The 18,703-nt window shown below is 73.9% G+C and carries 16 protein-coding genes and 2 tRNA genes; 16 read left to right on the top strand and 2 right to left on the bottom strand.

Going from position 1 to position 18,703, the window contains the following annotated elements:
* Nucleotides 1-251: 251 nt before the first annotated feature.
* The 14 genes from dnaN (at nt 252) to ACI79U_RS13705 (ending at nt 15,257) form a co-directional block, all read left to right on the top strand.
* Nucleotides 252-1,412 carry a DNA polymerase III subunit beta gene (gene dnaN / locus ACI79U_RS13770; RefSeq protein WP_457068872.1) on the top strand — a complete coding sequence of 387 codons (1,161 nt, stop codon included), beginning with the start codon at nt 252-254 and terminating at the stop codon, nt 1,410-1,412.
* Nucleotides 1,413-1,611: 199 nt separating this feature from the next.
* A complete protein-coding gene (gnd, locus tag ACI79U_RS13765) occupies nt 1,612-2,544 on the top strand; it encodes a phosphogluconate dehydrogenase (NAD(+)-dependent, decarboxylating) (protein ID WP_457068870.1) in 933 nt (310 codons plus the stop codon).
* 152 nt (nt 2,545-2,696) lie between these two features.
* Nucleotides 2,697-3,881 carry a DNA replication/repair protein RecF gene (recF, locus tag ACI79U_RS13760; RefSeq protein WP_457068868.1) on the top strand — a complete coding sequence of 395 codons (1,185 nt, stop codon included), beginning with the start codon at nt 2,697-2,699 and terminating at the stop codon, nt 3,879-3,881.
* Nucleotides 3,874-4,386 (top strand): DUF721 domain-containing protein, encoded by a 513-nt coding sequence (locus ACI79U_RS13755; RefSeq protein ID WP_457068866.1) that lies wholly within the window; start codon nt 3,874-3,876, stop codon nt 4,384-4,386. The genes recF and ACI79U_RS13755 overlap by 8 nt, the downstream gene beginning before the upstream one ends.
* A gap of 44 nt (nt 4,387-4,430) precedes the next feature.
* Nucleotides 4,431-5,450: a hypothetical protein gene (locus ACI79U_RS13750; RefSeq protein ID WP_457068864.1), complete on the top strand. Its 1,020-nt coding sequence runs from the start codon at nt 4,431-4,433 to the stop codon at nt 5,448-5,450.
* A 35-nt stretch (nt 5,451-5,485) separates the two neighbouring features.
* Nucleotides 5,486-7,255 carry an ABC transporter ATP-binding protein gene (locus ACI79U_RS13745; RefSeq protein ID WP_457068862.1) on the top strand — a complete coding sequence of 590 codons (1,770 nt, stop codon included), beginning with the start codon at nt 5,486-5,488 and terminating at the stop codon, nt 7,253-7,255.
* A 278-nt stretch (nt 7,256-7,533) separates the two neighbouring features.
* Entirely contained in the window at nt 7,534-9,567 is a 2,034-nt protein-coding gene (gyrB, locus tag ACI79U_RS13740; protein ID WP_457068860.1) for a DNA topoisomerase (ATP-hydrolyzing) subunit B, read from the top strand.
* 132 nt (nt 9,568-9,699) lie between these two features.
* A complete protein-coding gene (gene gyrA / locus ACI79U_RS13735; protein WP_457068858.1) occupies nt 9,700-12,168 on the top strand; it encodes a DNA gyrase subunit A in 2,469 nt (822 codons plus the stop codon).
* A gap of 153 nt (nt 12,169-12,321) precedes the next feature.
* Complete coding sequence (locus ACI79U_RS13730; protein ID WP_457068856.1) at nt 12,322-13,209, top strand: DUF3566 domain-containing protein; 888 nt, start codon at nt 12,322-12,324, stop codon at nt 13,207-13,209.
* Between the two features lie 117 nt (nt 13,210-13,326).
* A tRNA-Ile gene (locus tag ACI79U_RS13725) sits at nt 13,327-13,400 on the top strand.
* Nucleotides 13,401-13,503: 103 nt separating this feature from the next.
* Complete coding sequence (locus ACI79U_RS13720; protein WP_457068854.1) at nt 13,504-13,647, top strand: DLW-39 family protein; 144 nt, start codon at nt 13,504-13,506, stop codon at nt 13,645-13,647.
* 28 nt (nt 13,648-13,675) lie between these two features.
* A tRNA-Ala gene (locus ACI79U_RS13715) sits at nt 13,676-13,748 on the top strand.
* A gap of 91 nt (nt 13,749-13,839) precedes the next feature.
* Nucleotides 13,840-14,376 (top strand): peptidylprolyl isomerase, encoded by a 537-nt coding sequence (locus ACI79U_RS13710; RefSeq protein ID WP_457068852.1) that lies wholly within the window; start codon nt 13,840-13,842, stop codon nt 14,374-14,376.
* Between the two features lie 47 nt (nt 14,377-14,423).
* The gene (locus ACI79U_RS13705; RefSeq protein WP_457068850.1) at nt 14,424-15,257 is read left to right on the top strand and encodes a rhomboid family intramembrane serine protease; all 834 of its coding nucleotides are present in this window, start codon (nt 14,424-14,426) and stop codon (nt 15,255-15,257) included.
* Here ACI79U_RS13705 and ACI79U_RS13700 read toward each other — a convergent pair.
* Nucleotides 15,254-15,655 (bottom strand): PH domain-containing protein, encoded by a 402-nt coding sequence (locus tag ACI79U_RS13700; RefSeq protein WP_457068848.1) that lies wholly within the window; start codon nt 15,653-15,655, stop codon nt 15,254-15,256. The two genes, ACI79U_RS13705 and ACI79U_RS13700, sit on opposite strands and share 4 nt — an antisense overlap.
* A gap of 103 nt (nt 15,656-15,758) precedes the next feature.
* Between ACI79U_RS13700 and ACI79U_RS13695 the strand changes: the two genes are divergently transcribed.
* On the top strand, nt 15,759-16,919 hold the full coding sequence (locus ACI79U_RS13695) for a thiolase family protein (RefSeq protein WP_457068846.1): 1,161 nt from the start codon (nt 15,759-15,761) through the stop codon (nt 16,917-16,919).
* 557 nt (nt 16,920-17,476) lie between these two features.
* On the opposite strand, the gene crgA is transcribed toward ACI79U_RS13695, so the two are convergent.
* Nucleotides 17,477-17,749, bottom strand: a complete 273-nt coding sequence (crgA, locus tag ACI79U_RS13690) for a cell division protein CrgA (protein ID WP_457068844.1) — start codon at nt 17,747-17,749, stop codon at nt 17,477-17,479.
* 146 nt (nt 17,750-17,895) lie between these two features.
* On the opposite strand from crgA, the gene ACI79U_RS13685 reads away from it, so the two are divergent.
* On the top strand, nt 17,896-18,639 hold the full coding sequence (locus ACI79U_RS13685) for a DUF881 domain-containing protein (protein WP_457068842.1): 744 nt from the start codon (nt 17,896-17,898) through the stop codon (nt 18,637-18,639).
* Nucleotides 18,640-18,703: the final 64 nt, after the last annotated feature.

Genomic DNA, 18,703 nt, shown 5'->3' with positions numbered 1-18,703 from the left:
CCAGCATCCACACCCGTGATGACGAGGATGAGTTATCTATCCCGAGGAGTTCTCGAACCACACTCTGGGTGGGGACGGCCCGGATCGGGGCCGGTCGGCCCGCGCTCCGGGAGGCCTCCGGCCGCAGCGACAGGAGCCGCTGGAGGGTCGATCGCACGGGGGACTGGCCAGACGGGGGGCCGGGCAGGAGAGGATGGCGCCGCACACCCCGCCGCACGAGCGGGCGGACGACAGCAGGGATGGGTTTCCACATGAAGTTCCGGGTGGCACGTGAGGTGCTCGCCGAGGCCGTCGCCTGGACCGCGCGCAGCCTGCCGCCTCGGCCGTCGGTGCCGGTCCTCGCCGGGATCCTGCTGGAGGTCGAGGGCAACCAGCTGGCGGTCTCCGGCTTCGACTACGAGGTCTCCGCGCGCTCGGAGGTCGACGTCCAGTCCACCGAGGGCGGCCGCACCCTGGTCCCCGGCCGACTGCTCGCCGAGATCACCCGCGCCCTGCCGCCGCACCCGGTCGACGTCGTCGCCGAGGGCGCGCGGCTGGCGATCAGCTGCGGCAACGCCAAGTTCAGCCTGCCGACCCTGCCGGTGGAGGACTACCCGTCGCTCCCCTCGCTGCCCTCCACCGCCGGCACCGTGGACAGCGACGCCTTCGCCGAGGCCGTCAGCCAGGTCGCGGTCGCCGCCGGCCGGGACGACACCCTGCCGATGCTCACCGGGGTCCGGCTGGAGATCGAGGACGACCTGGTCACCCTGGCCGCCACCGACCGGTACCGGCTCGCGGTGCGGGAGTTCGCCTGGCGCCCGGAGACCCCCGGGTTGTCCGCCGCCGTCCTGGTGCCCGCGCGCACCCTGGCCGATGCCGCCAAGACCCTGACCAGCGGGCCCGAGGTGGTGCTGTCGCTGAGCTCCGGCGGGTCCGGCGAGGGCATCCTGGGGTTGTCCGGCAAGGACCGCCAGACCACCACCCGGCTGCTGGACGCCGAGTTCGTGAAGTACCGGGCGATCATGCCGACCGAGTCCGCCTCGTTCGCCACGCTGCCGGTGGGGTTGTTCACCGACGCGGCCAAGCGGGTGGCGCTGGTCGCCGACCGGGGCACGCCGTTGCGGTGCGAGTTCACCCCGGGGCAGGTCACCCTCCGGGCCGGCGGTACCGACGACGAGGGCCAGGCCGAGGAACGCTGCGACGTGGAGTTCGACGGCGACCCGCTGACCATCGGCTTCAACCCGACGTTCCTGCTCGACGGGCTGGCCGCGGTGCACACCGAGCGGGCGCGGATGGACTTCACCACCGCGCTCAAGCCCGCGGTGCTCTCCGGGGTTCCCGAGCCCGCAGCCGAGGACAGCGAGGGGTCCCGGCCGGCCGAGCGCCCGGGCAGCTACCGGTACCTGATCATGCCGGTGCGCCTGCCCGGCTGAGGAATTCCCTCCTGCCCAAACCGCCCGCGAGCTCGCGGCGGGGCCGGCAGGAGGGCCACCGTGCGGGCTCTGAGCAGGGCGAGCACGATGGGCAGGGAAGATCCCGGGCCGGAACCGGGAGCTGGGCCCGCAGCGTGGCGTGCGCCCACCGAGACCACCCGCGATCGCCGCGGGAGACGAGCGTGGAGGAGGACCGGACGTGCAGCTGGGCCTGGTCGGGTTGGGCAAGATGGGCGCCAACATGGCGGAGCGGGTACGCCGCGCCGACATCGAGGTGGTCGGGTACGACCGCAGCCCGGAGAAGCGGGACGTGGACAGCCTGGAGGGGCTGGTCGGCGCGCTCGAGGCGCCACGCATCGTGTGGGTGATGGTCCCCTCCGGGGAGCCCACCCGGGCCACGATCCGGGAGCTGGGCGACCTCCTCAGCCCCGGTGACGTGATCATCGACGGCGGCAACTCGAAGTTCACCGACGACCAGATGCACGCCGAGGAGCTGGGCCCCAAGGGCATCGGCTACATCGACGCCGGGGTCTCCGGCGGTGTGTGGGGCCTGGAGAACGGCTACGCCCTGATGGTCGGCGGCAGCGTCGAGGACGTCGCGAAGGCCCAGCCGGTCTTCGACGCGCTCCGGCCGCCGGCGCCGCACGACGAGTCCGGTGACGCCATCCCCGGGGCCGGCTTCGTGCACGCCGGCCCGTGCGGTGCCGGCCACTTCGCCAAGATGGTCCACAACGGTATCGAGTACGCGATGATGCAGGCCTACGGCGAGGGCTACGAGCTGCTGGCCGCCGTCGACCTGATCGAGGACGTCCCCGGCGTCGTCGCCTCGTGGACCCAGGGCACCGTCATCCGCTCCTGGCTGCTGGACCTGCTGGTCCGCGCCCTGCAGGAGGACCCGGCGCTGGACAAGATCAGCGGCTACGCGGAGGACTCCGGCGAGGGCCGGTGGACCGTCGAGCAGGCGATCGAGCACGCCGTACCCATGCCGGCCATCTCCGCCTCGCTGTTCGCCCGGTTCGCCTCCCGGCAGGACGACTCGCCGACCATGAAGGCGGTCGCCGCGCTGCGCAACCAGTTCGGTGGCCACGCGGTCCAGGCCGTGCAGCAGCAGGAGGTCGAGAAGCCCGCGTGAAGGAGGACCTCGTTGCCCCCCACGCCTCGCTGGCGCTCGGCGAGGGCCCTTGCAACGAGGCCGTTCCAGCACCTCACCTCCCCCGCGCCGGGCGCACCCGGCGCGGGGGACCGGACGGGGGCCGTTCCAGCACGTCACGGAGGACCTGAGCCGTGTACGTCCGGCACCTGCAGGTGGCCCAGTTCCGCAGCTGGGCGGCGGCCGACCTGCCGCTGACCCCCGGGCCGACGGTCCTGGTCGGGCGCAACGGGCAGGGCAAGACCAACCTGGTCGAGGCGGTCGGCTACCTGGCCACCCTGGGCAGCCACCGGGTCTCCGCCGACGCACCGCTGGTCCGGCACGGTGCCGAGCAGGCGATCGTCCGGGCGGCGCTGCGGCGCGAGGACCGGGAGCTGCTGGTCGAGGTGGAGATCAACCCCGGGCGGGCCAACCGGGTCCGGGTCAACCGGGCCCCGCTGCCCCGCCCGCGGGAGCTGCTCGGCCTGGTCCGGACGGTGCTGTTCGCCCCCGAGGACCTGTCGCTGGTCCGTGGCGACCCGGCCGAGCGCCGTCGCTTCCTCGACGACCTGCTGGTCAGCCGCACACCCCGGCTGGCCGGCGTGCGCAGTGACTACGACCGGGTGCTCAAGCAGCGCAACGCCCTGCTGAAGACGGCGAAGCTGGCGCGCGGCAACGCCCTGGCCACCCTCGACGTCTGGGACGGCCACCTCACCGAGCTCGGCGGTCAGCTGCTGGCCGCCCGGCTGCGGCTGGTCGCCGACCTCGCGCCGCACGTGGCCGCCGCCTACGCCGGCGTCGCCGGGCCCGCGGCGGACCGGGCCGCGCTCGGCTACAGCAGCACCGTGCCGCTGGCCGGGGACGGTGCCCCGGTCGACCCGGACCGGGTGCTCCCCGGGGCCGAGGAGCTGGCCGTCGCCCTGCGCGACCGGGTGGCCGAGCGGCGCCAGGAGGAGGTCGACCGCGGGGTCACCCTGGTCGGCCCGCACCGCGACGACCTGGTGCTGCACCTGGGCCCGGCCCCGGCCAAGGGCTACGCCAGCCACGGGGAGTCCTGGTCCTTCGCGCTGGCGGTCAAGCTGGCCTGCTTCGCGCTGCTGCGCGACGACGGCGACGACCCGGTGCTGGTGCTCGACGACGTCTTCGCCGAGCTGGACACCGACCGCCGGTCCGCGTTGGCCGAGGTGGCGCTCACCGCCGAGCAGACCCTGATCACCGCCGCGGTCGCCGAGGACGTGCCGGCGGCGCTGCGCGGCACCCGGGTGGAGATCGCCGACGGGCAGGCCCGCGTCGTCCGGCCCGAGCCGGGGCTGCCGCTGGAGGAGGTCTCCGGTGCCTGACCAGCCGTCCGCCGACCGCCCGGCGCGCCCCTCGGACATCGCCCGGGCCGCCCTGGACGCGGCCCGGGCGGCCTCGGCGTCCCGGCCCCGGCCCACCCGGCGTCGCGTCGCCGGTCCTCGCCGCTCCTGGACCGGGCCCGGCCCGGGTGCGGACGACCCGCAGCCGCTGGGCTCGCTGGTCGACTCGCTGGTCAGCCAGCAGGACTGGACCGCGCGCACGAAGGTCGGCGCGGTGTTCGGCCGGTGGGACACCCTGGTCGGCCCGGACATCGCCGCGCACTGCCGGCCGGAGTCGCTCAACGAGGGCGAGCTGCTGGTGGTCGCGGAGTCCACCGCGTGGGCCACCCAGCTGCGCCTGCTGGCCCCCTCCATCCTCGGCCGGCTGCGCGCCGGGGTCGGCGGGGACGTCGTGACGAAGTTGCGCGTTGTCGGTCCGACGGCGCCGAACTGGAAGAAGGGCCCGCGCACCGTCCGGGGCCGCGGCCCGCGCGACACCTACGGCTGAGCGCCGGCCCGACCCACCCCAGCACCCACGAGGAGGACACGCAGATGAGCAGCCCGCGCGACCGCGACGCCTTCGACGAGGGCGGGCCGGAGGGCTGGCGGGAGCCGGCGCACCTGGGCGGCGAGTCCGATGCCGGCCAGCCGGCCGACACCCCCCAGCCCCCCGCCGAGCCCCCGCGGTCGGATGACCGCACGGACGACGGCCCGGCCGGCTGGCAGCCGCCGGGCTGGGACCTGCCGGCGGCCGAGCCCGAGCGCCCCGGCGTCCGGCCGCCCGCCGTCCAGTACCCCGACCCTCAGCAGCCCGCCCCTCCGCGGCCCGGCGCATCGTCGGGTGAGCCCGGGCAGCCGCCGGCCGATCCGCGGGAGTCCGGGGCCAGCGCCCCACCCGCCGAGCCGCGCGGTGGCGGCCTGTTCGGCGGCGGTGGGCTCTTCGGCGGCGGCCGCCGGGAGCGCCGGCCCGGTGCCTACGAGGAGGCCTTCGCGCCGCAGGGCGACCCGTGGGGCACCCAGGCGTGGGCCGCGACGGTCGGCTGGACGTCCTCGGACGGCACCGGACCGGAGGACGCCGCCCTGGCCCAGCTGGTGGCCACCGCGCCGGTCCGCCCGGGCAAGGAGGACCGCCCGGGCAACGTGGTGCGCGGGCGGGGCAACGGCCTGGACCTGGTCGCCTGCGACATCCTGTCGCCGCTCGGGCGCGACCGGTGGACCAGCACCCACGCCATCACCGCCGCACCCGTGCTGGGCACGGTCCCGACGTTCCGGCTCTCCCCGGCCCGGTTCTGGCGGCACGGCACCGGCGGCCTGCTGCACATCCCGAGCCCCGACCCGGAGTTCGAGCGCCGGTGGGTGCTGCTCGGCGCCGAGGACGGACCCCAGCTGCGCCGGCTGGTCGAGGACCCGATGGTGCGCCAGCTGCTGCTGGGCAGCGACGACGGCGACGAGCTGTGGTCCGCGGTCGGGTACGTGGCGGCGATCCGCCCGGACGGGCAGCGCCCGCAGCTGATCGAGCACCACGCCCGGCTGCTGGCGGCGGTCGTCGGCGCCCTGGCCGCGGGCGCCTGAGCGGCAGCCCGCTGAGCGAGGAGACCGGCGGCGGGATGCCGCCGCCCGCGCCCGCCGCCGGGTTCCGCGAGCTGCTGCCGCTGCTGCGCCCGCACCGCCGGGCGCTCGCCGCGGCCTCCGTGCTGTCGCTGGTCGCGGCGGCGGCGGCGCTGGCCCAGCCGGCGCTGGTCGGCCGGGTGATCGCCGCGGTCGGCGCGGGCGACCCGGTGCTGCCGCTCGTGCTCACCCTGGTCGTGGTCCTGGTGGCCGCGGCGTTCCTCGGTGCCGGCCAGCAGTACCTGCTCCAGCGCACCGCCGAGGGCGTCGTGCTCACCACCCGGCGCCGGCTGGTCGACCGGCTGCTGCGGCTGCCGATCGCCGAGTACGACCGGCGACGCACCGGTGACCTGATGTCCCGGGTCGGCTCGGACACCACCATGCTCCGGGCGGCGGTCACCAGCGGGGTCGTCGAGCTCGCCGGGTCGCTGGTGGTCGGGGTCGGCGCCCTGATCGCGATGGCCCTGGTCGACGTGTGGCTGCTGCTGGTCACCGTGGCCGCCGTCTCGGTGGGCGTGACCACCGCGGTGCTCGCCGCCCGCCGGGTGCGGGCGCTCTCCCGCGAGGCGCAGGAGCAGGTCGGGGCGATGAGCGCCGCCGTCGAGCGGGTGCTCTCCGCGGTGCGCACCATCCGGGCCAGCGGGGCCACCACCCGCGAGGTCGACGGGGTGTCGGAGAGCGCGGAGCGGGCCTTCCGCGCCGGCGTCGCGGTGGCCCGGTTGGAGGCGCTGGTCTCCCCGGCGGGATCGATCGCCGTCCAGGGGGCGTTCCTCGCGGTGCTCGGGCTGGGCGGCTGGCGGGTGGCCACGGGTTCGATCGCCGTCGCCGACCTGGTCGCGTTCATCCTCTACCTGTTCCTGCTGGTCATGCCGCTGGGCCAGCTGATCGGCTCCTGGACCCAGCTGCAGGCCGGCCTCGGCGCGCTGGCCCGGGTGCAGGAGGTGCTGGCGCTCGACCCCGAGCGCGACGAGGTGCCCGAGCGCCGTCCCGCCGGTGGTGCCGCGGCGGTGCTGCGGGTGCCGGCCGCCGGTGACCCGGTCCCGCTGCTGGAGCTCGACGGCGTCGACTTCGCCTACCCGGGCGGGGGTGAGCCGGTGCTGCGCGGGGTCTCCCTCACCGTCCCCGCGGGCACCCGGACCGCGCTGGTGGGCCCGTCGGGAGCGGGCAAGTCGACGGTGCTGGCGCTGGTGGAGGGCTTCTACCCGCTGACCGGCGGAGCGGTCCGCTGGGCCGGCACCGACGTCCGGGAGCTGCCGCGGGCGGCGCTGCGCTCCCGGATCGGCTACGTGGAGCAGGAGGCGCCGGTGCTGGCCGGCACGGTCCGGGAGAACCTGCTGCTCGCCGCGCCGGACACCGCCGAGGCCGAGCTGTGGCGGGCCCTGGCCGACGTCGGCCTCACCGGGGTGGTGCAGCGCTCCCCGCTTGGACTGGACGTGCCGGTCGGTGACGACGGCGTGCTGCTCTCCGGTGGCGAGCGGCAGCGGCTGGCGATCGCCCGGTCCCTGCTGTCCCGCCCGGCCCTGCTGCTGCTCGACGAGCCGACCGCCAGCCTGGACGCCCGCAACGAGGGCCTGCTGCGGGAGACCCTGGCGGCGGCCGGTGCGGACCGTGCGCTGCTGGTGGTCGCCCACCGGCTGTCCACCGTGCTGGACAGCGACCGGATCGTCGTGCTGGAGGCCGGCCGGGTGGTCGCCGCCGGCACCCACGACGAGCTGCTGGACCTCAGCCCGCTCTACCGCGAGCTCGCCACCGCGCAGCTGCTGGTCTGAGCGCCGCCGTTCCACGTGGAACGGTGCTGCCGCCGCGGTCCGCCCCCAGCTGCCGCCAGACGGCGTGTCGACACGGGGGCCAAGACGGGTGGTGGTGCGCGTCGCGGGAGTCGCTCTGACGCGACGTGGGGGCGTGCATGGCGGCACTGGGCTGTACGGACCCGGTACTCTGGAGGAGACACACCGCCAGCAGCCCGCTGTGCGCCATCCTGCGCCCCTCGACACCGTCGTCGCGTGCGCGCGGACGGTCGCGGAGCTGCGCGAGAGAAGGGCCCCCCGTGGTCGCTGCGCCCCAGAACGAGACCGCCTACTCCGGCAGCTCCATCACCGTCCTCGAGGGACTCGAGGCGGTCCGCAAGCGTCCCGGCATGTACATCGGCTCGACCGGCGAGCGCGGCCTGCACCACATGGTGTGGGAGGTCGTGGACAACGCCGTCGACGAGGCGCTGGCCGGGTACTGCGACACCGTCAAGGTGACGCTGCTGGCCGACGGCGGCGTCCGGGTCGAGGACAACGGCCGTGGCATCCCGGTCGACATGCACCCGGTGGAGAAGCGGCCGACGGTCGAGGTCGTCATGACCATCCTGCACGCGGGCGGCAAGTTCGACGGCAAGAGCTACGGCGTCTCCGGCGGTCTGCACGGCGTCGGCGTGACGGTGGTGAACGCGCTGTCCACGGCGCTGGACGTGCGCATCTGGCGCAACGGCACCGAGTACACCCAGCACTACGACCTGGCCAAGCCGGGGGCGCTGACCGAGGTCGGCCCGACCGACAAGAAGGGCACCGCGATCACCTTCTGGGCCGACGGCTCGATCTTCGAGACGACGACCTACTCCTACGACACGATCAACCGCCGGCTGCAGGAGATGGCCTTCCTCAACAAGGGCCTGACCATGGTGCTGCGCGACGAGCGGCCCGGGCACGGCAAGGCCGAGACCGGCATCGGCGAGGACTCGCTGGCCGAGGCGGCCGTCCCGGTCGAGGCCGCCAACGAGGCGTTCGAGCCGACCGAGGTCACCTACCGCTACGACGGCGGCCTGGTCGACTACGTCTCCCACCTGAACCGGCGCAAGTCGCCCATCCACCGGTCGGTCATCGGCTTCTCCGCCGACGGCACCGGCAAGAACGACACCGCCATGTCGGTCGACGTCGCGATGCAGTGGTCCGACGCCTACTCCGAGTCGGTGCACACCTTCGCCAACATCATCAACACCCACGAGGGCGGCACCCACGAGGAGGGCTTCCGCGCGGCGCTGACCTCCATCGTCAACCGCTACGCGGAGGAGAAGAAGCTCCTCAAGGGCAAGGACGACAAGCTCACCGGCGACGACATCCGCGAGGGCCTCGCGGCGATCGTCTCGGTCAAGCTCGGCGACCCGCAGTTCGAGGGTCAGACGAAGACCAAGCTCGGCAACACCGAGGTCAAGGGCTTCGTGCAGCGGGTCTGCAACGAGCAGATCGGCCACTGGTTCGAGGCCAACCCGGCCGAGGCGAAGACCATCATCACCAAGGCGGCCTCCGCCGCGCGGGCCCGCCGGGCCGCGCAGGACGCCCGCAAGCTGGCCCGCAAGAACCTGCTCAGCGTGAGCGGGCTGCCGGGCAAGCTCTCGGACTGCCGGTCCACCGACCCGCGGAACTCCGAGATCTACATCGTCGAGGGTGACTCCGCCGGTGGGTCGGCGAAGTCGGGCCGGGACTCGATGTTCCAGGCGATCCTGCCCATCCGCGGCAAGATCATCAACGTCGAGAAGGCGCGCATCGACCGGGTGCTGAAGAACACCGAGGTCCAGTCGATGATCACCGCCTTCGGCACCGGCATCCACGACGAGTTCGACCTGGGGAAGCTCCGCTACCACAAGGTCGTGCTGATGGCCGACGCCGACGTCGACGGCCAGCACATCTGCACCCTGCTGCTGACCCTGCTCTTCCGCTTCATGCGGCCGCTGGTCGAGGCCGGGCACGTCTACCTGGCCCGCCCGCCGCTGTACAAGATCAAGTGGGGTGGGAAGACCGGCGACGAGTACGCCTACTCCGACCGCGAGCGCGACGCGCTGATCAAGGCGGGCGCCGACGCCGGCCGGAAGGTCCCCAAGGACGACGGCATCCAGCGGTACAAGGGCCTGGGCGAGATGAACGCCAGCGAGCTGTGGGAGACCACGATGAACCCCGAGACCCGGCTGCTCGGCCAGGTCACCCTGGAGGACGCCGCGGCCGCCGACGAGCTGTTCAGCATCCTGATGGGCGAGGACGTCGTCGCCCGCCGCAGCTTCATCACCCGCAACGCCAGGGACGTCCGCTTCCTCGACGTCTGAGGAAGGACCCCGTCCTCCTCACCCCTCGCACGCTCGGGGTGAGCCTCTGGACGGGGCCGGCCCTCGGCGACCCGGGCGCCGCTGAACTGCGCATTCATCCACCGCTGTGTATCGACTTGTGGAGAACCAGAAGTGACAGAGACACCCAGCCGCGACCGCATCGAGTCGGTCGACCTCCAGCAGGAGATGCAGCGCAGCTACATCGACTACGCGATGAGCGTGATCGTGGGCCGTGCGCTGCCCGAGGTCCGCGACGGTCTCAAGCCGGTGCACCGCCGCGTGCTCTTCGCGATGTACGACCAGGCCTTCCGCCCCGACCGCGGGTACGTCAAGTGCGCCCGCCCGGTCGCGGAGGTGATGGGCAACTACCACCCCCACGGCGACTCGGCGATCTACGACGCCCTGGTGCGGCTGGCCCAGCCCTGGTCGATGCGGTACCCGCTGATCGACGGCCAGGGCAACTTCGGCTCCCCGGGCAACGACCCGCCGGCCGCCATGCGGTACACCGAGTGCCGGCTGACCCCGCTGGCCATGGAGATGCTGTCCGGGATCGACGAGGAGACCGTCGACTTCCAGGCCAACTACGACGGCCGCACGCAGGAGCCGGTGGTCCTCCCCGCGCGGATCCCCAACCTGCTCATCAACGGCTCGGCCGGCATCGCGGTCGGCATGGCGACGAACATGCCGCCGCACAACCTGCGCGAGGTCGCCGAGGCGGCGTACTGGGTGCTCGACCACCCCGACGCCGAGGCCGAGGAGATGCTCACCGCCTGCATGGAGCGGATCAAGGGCCCGGACTTCCCGACGCACGGCCTGATCGTCGGCCGCGAGGGGATCGAGGACGCCTACCGCACCGGCCGCGGCTCGGTGCGCATGCGCGCCGTGGTCACCGTCGAGGAGGACAGCCGGGGCCGGGTGCAGCTGGTGGTCACCGAGCTGCCCTACCAGGTCAACCCGGACAACCTGGCCGAGTCGATCGCCGAGGCGGTCAAGGAAGGCCGGCTGCAGGGCATCAGCGAGATCGCCGACGAGTCCAGCGACCGGGTCGGCCGCCGGCTGGTCATCACGCTGCGCCGCGACGCCGTCGCCAAGGTCGTGCTGAACAACCTCTACAAGCACACCCAGCTGCAGACCACCTTCGGCTGCAACATGCTCTCGATCGTCGACGGCGTGCCCCGCACGCTGCGGCTGGACGAGCTGGTCAAGCACTGGGTCACGCACCAGATCGAGGTCATCGTCCGGCGCACCCGCTACCGGCTGCGCAAGGCCGAGGAGCGCGCGCACATCCTGCGCGGGTACGCCAAGGCGCTCGACCAGCTCGACGCGGTCATCGCGCTGATCCGCAGCAGCGCGTCGGCCGACGCCGCCCGGACCGGCCTGATGGAGCTGCTGGACGTCGACGAGATCCAGGCCGTCGCGATCCTGGACCTGCAGCTGCGCCGGCTGGCGGCCCTGGAGCGGCAGCGGATCCTCGACGAGCTGGCCGAGATCGAGGCCCGGATCGCCGAGCTGCAGGCCATCCTCGACTCCCCCGAGCTGCAGCGGCAGATCGTCCGCGACGAGCTCCGCGAGATCGTGGAGAAGTTCGGCGACGACCGGCGCACCCAGTTCGTGGCCAACGACGGTGACGTCTCGATGGAGGACCTCATCGCCGAGGAGCAGGTGGTCGTCACGATCACCCGCACCGGCTACGCCAAGCGCACCAAGGCCGACCTGTACCGCTCGCAGCGGCGCGGCGGCAAGGGCGTGATGGGCGCGCAGCTCAAGCAGGACGACCTGGTGCAGCAGTTCTTCGTGGGCTCCACCCACGACTGGATCCTGTTCTTCACCAACAAGGGCCGGGTCTACCGGGCGAAGGCCTACGAGCTGCCCGAGGCCGCGCGCACCGCACGCGGGGCCCACGTGGCCAACATCCTGGCCTTCCAGCCGGACGAGAAGATCGCCCAGGTCATCCAGATCAAGGACTACACGGTCGCCCCGTACCTGGTGCTGGCCACCGCGCGGGGCCAGGTCAAGAAGACCCGGCTGACCGACTTCGACTCCCCCCGCAGCGGTGGCGTCATCGCCATCAACCTGCGCGAGGGCGACGAGCTGGTGGGTGCCGCGATGATCAGCCCCGACCAGAACCTGCTGCTGGTCACCCGCAAGGCGATGTCGATCTGCTTCAAGGCCGACGACGCCCAGCTGCGGCCGATGGGGCGGGCGACCGAGGGCGTGCGGGGCATCTCGCTGGCCGACGACGACACGCTGCTGTCGATGATCGTCGTCCAGGAGGGCGTCGACGTCCTGGTCGCCACCGAGGGCGGGTACGCCAAGCGCACCGGGATCGAGCACTACCCGGAGCAGGGGCGCGGCGGCAAGGGCGTGCTCACCGCCGACCCGAAGGCGCGCAAGGGTCCGCTGATCGGTGCGCTGGCGGTGGTGCTCGGCGACGAGCTCTACGCCATCACCTCCGGCGGCGGTGTGATCCGGACGCCGGTCAACGGCGTGCGGCACACCCGGGACCGGGCCACCATGGGCGTCAAGCTCATGAACTTGCCGGAGGACGTGCAGATCGTGGCGATCGCGCGTACGACGGACAACGACGAGCCCGAAGCCTAGGCTGGAACGGATGCCAGCCCGGGGACGGGACGACCAGGTCCCTCCCCGGGCTGAACGACGAACCGGCAGCGACCGGTGGGCGGCACCCCTGGGGGCCGCACCACCGGGAGGTGCCTCGACGCGGTGACTGCCGCTGGTGGACAGGAGACTGGGATGAGCGACCGGACCCGCAGTTCGGTGCGTACCGACTCCCGTGAGGAGACCGGCACGCCGGACGCGGGGACGCCGCCCACCGCCGGCTCCGGGTCTCCCGGCGGCAGCACCTCCCCGACGTCGGGCGCGAGCGGCGCCCGCGACGACCGGCCCGGGTTCGACGACGCCCCCCGTCATCGGGCGTCCCGGCCCGACACCGACCGCGCGGAGGCGCCCCGCGCGGAGGCCTCTCGCGCAGAGGCCCCCGAGGCGAAGGCGCCCCAGGCGGGTGCGGCTCGCGCCGAGACCGCCCGGCCCGAGGCTCCCCGCGCCGAGGCTCCCCGCGCCGAGGCCGCCCGGTCCGACGGGGCTCGCCCGGCCACCGGACGCGCCGCTGCCCCCACCGCTCCGCCGCCGGTCGACGCCACCCAGGCGGTCACCCTGCCCCCGGCCGGCGCCACGCCGCCGCGGGCCGCTCGCCCGGCCGACGCCGGCGACACCACGTCCGGCGGTGCCAACGGCCAGGCGACCGGCAGGGCCCGCGGTCGCGGCCCCCGGCGGGCCCGCCTGCAGCTGCGGCACATCGACACGTGGTCGGCGCTGAAGATCTCCCTGGTCGTCTCCATCGCGCTGTTCTTCGTCTGGATGGTCGCGGTCGGCATCCTCTACGGCGTGCTCGGCAGCCTGGACGTGTTCGACACGCTCAACGACGTGTTCAGCCAGCTGCGCACCACGGACGAGGGTGGCGGCGACGTCATCACCGCCGGCATCGTCTTCGGCGGCGCGGCGGTGATCGGGGCGATCAACATCGTGCTCCTCACCGCGCTGTGCACCGTCGCGGCGTTCGTCTACAACCTCTGCTCCGACCTCGTCGGTGGCCTCGAGGTCACCCTCGCCGAGCGGGAGTGACCCGCTGTGGCTCCCCCGGCCCGCACCGCGGCCGGCTGCCGCTGACGTCACCGCGCCCTCGGGGCACCCCCCTCGTGGGGGCGCTCCGGGGGCCGGGTAAACTTCTCTCCGGTCCACGGGCCTGTAGCTCAGGCGGTTAGAGCGCATCCCTGATAAGGATGAGGCCGGAGGTTCAAGTCCTCCCAGGCCCACCCGTGCACCAGGATCCGGCCGGCTCGCAACGAGCCGGCCGGACCCGGTCACCCACAGCGGTCACCGGGTCGCGGTGGCTGCACCGTCCGAGGAGGTCACCGCGTGCTGAAGAAGCTGGCGGTCGCAGCGATCGCTGCCAGTGCCGTCGTCGCCGTCCGCAAGCGCGCCGCCGGCAAGGGTGAGGCCGACCTCTGGGCTGAGGCCACCCGCGGACCGGGATCGGTCAGCACCCCCCGCTCCTCCTGAACCACCGCGCGGCTCCGGCCGTGCTCCCGGGGACGTAGCTCAATTGGCAGAGCACCGCCTTTGCAAGGCGGGGGTTAGGGGTTCGATTCCCCTCGTCTCCACTCCGGTCGTCTCCACTCCGTCGGCCGCCCGTGCGGGCGCACGACCCGGGTGCCCGGGCGGACCCGCGGTCAGCAGTGGGAGAGTGTGGTCGTGACCGAACAGACCCCCGCCGCACGGCGCGCCGTCCTGCACACCAACCACGGCGACATCACCGTCGACCTGTTCCCCGACCACGCCCCCAAGACGGTCGCGAACTTCGCCGACCTGGCCGAGGGCAGTCGCGAGTGGACGCACCCGGCCACCCGGGAGAAGACCACCGACAAGCTCTACGACGGCACGATCTTCCACCGTGTCATCAGCGGCTTCATGATCCAGGGTGGCGACCCCCTGGGTCAGGGCATCGGTGGCCCCGGCTACCAGTTCGGCGACGAGTTCCACCCGGACCTGTCGTTCGACCGCCCCTACCTGCTGGCGATGGCCAACGCGGGCCCGGGCACCAACGGCTCGCAGTTCTTCATCACCGTCGGCCCCACCCCGCACCTGAACCGGAAGCACACCATCTTCGGTGAGGTCGCCGACCAGGGCGGCCGCGACGTCGTCGACCGGATCGCCGCCGTGCGCACCGGCCGCAACGACCGCCCCGTGGAGGACGTGGTGATCGAGTCGGTCGAGGTGCAGCGCAGCTGACCACCCCTGACGGGACCGGGGGCACCGGCGGGGCCGACCCGCAGCCGGTGCCCCCGCCCGCGACCTGCTACCGGCACCCGGACCGGCCCACCGGCGTCCGCTGCACCCGCTGCGGCCGGCCGATCTGCCCGGAGTGCATGATCCCGGCCTCCGTCGGCTTCCAGTGCCCCGACGACGTGCGGGCCGGTGCAGCCGAGGTCCGGCAGCCCCGCCGGACCACCGGTGTCCGGCTGGCCGGCCGGCGCTGGGGCGTGGTCACCCTCGCGCTGATCGCGCTCAACGTCGCCGTGGCCATCGCCACCGCGGTGTCCGCCGCCACCGTGGGCGTCAACCCGTTCAGCAGCTTCTCCTCCCCGCTGCAGAACGCCTTCGCCACCAGCCCCTTCGCCGTCGACGCCGGCGAGTGGTGGCGGGTGGTCACCAGTGCCTTCACCCACGTCGGTCCGGTGCACCTGGCGCTGAACATGCTCGCCCTGCTGCTGTTCGGCTCCGAGCTCGAGCGGCTGCTGGGCCGCTGGCGGTTCCTCACCGTCTACCTGGTCTCCGCGCTGGGCGGCTCCGCCGCGCTGCAGCTGCTCGGGTCGTACTACGGCGGGGTGGTGGGCGCCTCGGCCGCCATCTACGGCCTGCTCGGCGCCCTGGGCGTGGTCTGGCTGCACCAGAAGCAGGACCTGCGCGGTCTGCTCACCCTGCTGGCGATCAACCTGTTCATCAGCTTCCTGCCCGGGGTGTCCCTGCTGGGCCACCTCGGTGGGCTGGTCACCGGTGCGGTCACCGCCGCCGTCCTCGTGGGCGCCCGGCGCCGCCGTGCCCTGCAGGCCGCCGGGATCGCGGCGGTCGTCGTCGTCCTGCTGGTGCTGGTGTTCGGCGGGCTGCGCTAGCGCGAGTCACCGGGGGCGAGCAGCGCCTCGGCCACCACCGCCGGGTCGGTGCCGAGGTCCCGCCGGCCCAGCACCACCAGCACCCCGTCGTCGCCGGCGTCCTCCAACTCCAGCGTGCGCCCCCGCAGCCCGAAGCGGCGCTGCTCGCGCAGCCGCACCCGCAGCGACGGCCAGGCGATCGTGGTGGCCCGCGCGACCCCGCGGACCGTAACGCCCGCCGGCCCGGCGTGCAGCCTCGGGCGCAGCAGTGCGTCGCGGACCGCGAGCACGCCCAGCAGCAGGGCGGCGGCGCCGAGCAGCACCCGGCCCGCCGGGTCGGAGAACACGGCGCCCACCGCCAGGACGACGCCGAGGGCCGCCACGACGACCGTCTCGCCGACCCGGGGTGACCACTGCACCCGGCCAGCTTGTCAGCCGCCCGTGGTCTACTCCGTCCGGGAGACCTGCGTCACGGCACCGGGTCCCCGTCCGGCCGGGTCAGCGTCGACACGAGGAGGGGTCATGCGCGATGCCGTCATCTGCGCCGCCGTCCGCACGCCGGTGGGCCGGCGCCGGGGAGGGCTCGCCGGGGTGCACGCGGTCGACCTGTCGGCGGCCGTGCTCACCGCGCTCGCCGAACGCACCGGCATCGACCCGGCGGTGGTCGACGACGTGATCTGGGGCTGCGTCACGCAGGTGGGGGAGCAGACCGGCAACATCGGCCGGGTCGCGGTGCTGGCCGCGGGTTGGCCGGAGTCGGTGCCGGGCACCACCGTCGACCGGCAGTGCGGCTCCTCGCAGCAGGCCGTCGCCTTCGCCGCCGCAGCGGTGGTCAGCGGCCAGGCCGACCTGGTGGTCGCCGGGGGCGTGGAGTCGATGAGCCGGGTGCCGATGGGCTCCTCGACCGGCGACGGCACCGCCGGGAGCCCGCTGGGCCCGGCGTTCCTGGCCCGCTACGGCGGCGTGGCCCCGCACCAGGGGGTGGGCGCGGAGATGATCGCGGCCCGGTGGGGGCTCAGCCGGACCGCGCTCGACGAGTACGCCCTGCGCTCGCACGAGCGGGCCGGCAAGGCCCAGGCCGACGGCGCGTTCGACGAGGAGCTGGTCGCCGTCCCCACCCCCGAGGGCACGTCGGTCACCGCCGACGAGGGCATCCGCAGCGGCGGCACCCTGGAACGGCTGGCCGCGCTGCCGACGCCGTTCCAGGCCGACGGGGTGGTCAGCGCGGGCAACGCCAGCCAGATCTCCGACGGCGCGGCGGCCCTGCTGGTCACCACATCCGACCGCGCCGCCGAGCTCGGGCTGACGCCGATCGTGCGGGTGCACACCACGGTCGTGGCCGGCGCCGATCCGGTCATCATGCTGACCGCGCCGATCCCGGCCACCCGCAAGCTGCTGGACCGCGCCGGCGTCGGTCTGGCGGAGATCGGCCTGTTCGAGGTGAACGAGGCGTTCGCGTCGGTGCCGCTGGCCTGGCTGGCCGAGACCGGTGCCGACCCGGCCCGGGTGAACGTCCGCGGCGGGGCGATCGCCCTCGGCCACCCGCTCGGCGCCTCCGGTGTCCGGATCATGACCACGCTGGTGCACGCGATGCGGGCCACCGGCACCCGGTTCGGGCTGCAGACGATGTGCGAGGGCGGCGGCCTGGCCAACGCGACCCTGCTGGAGCTCGTGACGGACTGACCGCTCCCGTTCCCCGGCGTCGTCCACAGTCCGTGTCCACCGGGGTGGGGGTCGACGCCGTCCCGGGGGTCGTCCACAGGGCCGGGAAGTCGACAACACGCCCGGGAACGGCCCGTCACGCTCTGGGTTTGCCATCCCGGCAGCCGGGTAGTAGGCGGATGACGGCCGCCATCGGGACGTCGGCGGAGTGCGGGATTCCCACAGGTGTGTACACAGCTGGGGACGGAGTTCCACGGCTGTAGTTACCCTGCTGCCGTTTCTGCCCCACCAGTCACACGCTGGACGTCCGCGCAGGTCAGCGCCCGGTCAGCGGGCCGTCGAACTCCACATGTGGTGGACAACCCGGTGGACATCGGCACCGGCCACCTGTGGACGGAGTCGGCCGCTGTGCACAGTCGAACACTGCGTCATCGCCCGGTCACGCCGCTGACCTGCGCAGAGGCGTCAAGTCGACCGTCCCGGGCGGTCACCGGGGGCCACCGCGGGTCGTCGTGCCCCGGAGAACACACAGGCCCCCGCCCCCCGAGGGGGACGAGGGCCTGTGGGCGACCGACCGGTCAGCGCCAGCGCATCGACATCACCAGGCCGGCGACCATCGCGCCGAACCCGATCGCGAAGTTCCACGCGCCCAGGGTGGCCATGAAGCCCAGGTCCTCGCCGGCGACGTAGTAGACGACGATCCACAGCAGCCCGAACAGCATCAGCGCGATCATCACCGGCGCGTACCAGCGGGGACTCGGCTGGGCCGCCTGCGCCCGTGCCGCCGAGGACGGGAGGACGCCATCGGGCGGTGTGTAGACCGACTTCTTGCGCACCTTGGACTTCGGCACCTGAGCGGACTCCCCTCCCGGGCCGGAGCACTGTCGCCCCGGCGTGACCTCCTCCCAGCCTAAGCTGCTCGGGAGAGCTGACCGCCCGCACGGCGGGTCAGGTCCCCCTGTCCGGGTACCCGGACCGACCCGGAGGAGGTGTGCCGGTGGCCCGCTGGTCACGTTCTTCGGTCTGGACGGCACTGGTCCCCGTGGTCGCCCTGGCGGCCGGGCTGCTGTTCGCCACCTCCGGGCAGACCGCGCTCGGCACCGACCTGCGGGCCGGGGAGATCACCGAGCTCTCCGAGCTGATCCGTCAGCGGGACGCCATCGCCGCCCGGCAGCAGGACGAGCTCCTCCGGCTGCAGGCCCAGGTCCAGGCGCTCACCGACCAGGCGGCCACCCGGGACGGCGAGGTGGCCGCCGCGCAGGCCGGCTCCGAGGTCGGCCTGGCTCCCGCGGGGCTCACCCCGGTGCGCGGGTCCGGCGTGCAGATCGTGCTCGACGACGCCCCGCGCCCGGCCGGCGGTGGGCTGCCCACCGGGGCCACCCCGGACGACGTCGTCATCCACCAGTCCGACGTCCAGGGCGTGGTCAACGCGCTCTGGGCCGCCGGCGCCGACGGGGTGGCCATCATGGGCCAGCGGCTGATCGCCACCAGCGCCGTTCGCTGCGTCGGCAACACCCTGCTGCTGCAGGGCCGCACCTACTCCCCGCCGTTCGTCATCACCGCCGTCGGTGACTCCGACGAGATGCGCAGCGAGCTGGCGGCCTCCCGGGAGGTGACGGTGCTGCGCCAGGCCGCGGAGGCCTACGGACTGACCTACCGGGTGTCCGACGAGCGGCAGGTGTCGCTGCCGGCCTACGAGGGCCCGCTGGACATGCGCTACGCCCGGGTCGAGGCCGGCTGACGCCCGCTCGGGGGACCCGCAGGTGACGCGGGGGAGCCCGGGCGTGTACACCTGGATCCTGTTC

It is taken from the genome of Modestobacter sp. SYSU DS0904, from assembly GCF_054051115.1.
Note: the sequence above shows the minus strand (reverse complement) of the source record. Positions and strands in the feature narration are given on the sequence as shown.

Bases quoted from the DNA above. Each gene is read 5' to 3' on its own strand.
- dnaN (WP_457068872.1), top strand. From the start codon at position 252: ATGAAGTTCCGGGTGGCACGTGAGGTGCTCGCCGAGGCCGTCGCCTGG.
- ACI79U_RS13750 (WP_457068864.1), top strand. From the start codon at position 4,431: ATGAGCAGCCCGCGCGACCGCGACGCCTTCGACGAGGGCGGGCCGGAG.
- ACI79U_RS13745 (WP_457068862.1), top strand. From the start codon at position 5,486: ATGCCGCCGCCCGCGCCCGCCGCCGGGTTCCGCGAGCTGCTGCCGCTG.
- ACI79U_RS13730 (WP_457068856.1), top strand. From the start codon at position 12,322: ATGAGCGACCGGACCCGCAGTTCGGTGCGTACCGACTCCCGTGAGGAG.
- ACI79U_RS13695 (WP_457068846.1), top strand. From the start codon at position 15,759: ATGCGCGATGCCGTCATCTGCGCCGCCGTCCGCACGCCGGTGGGCCGG.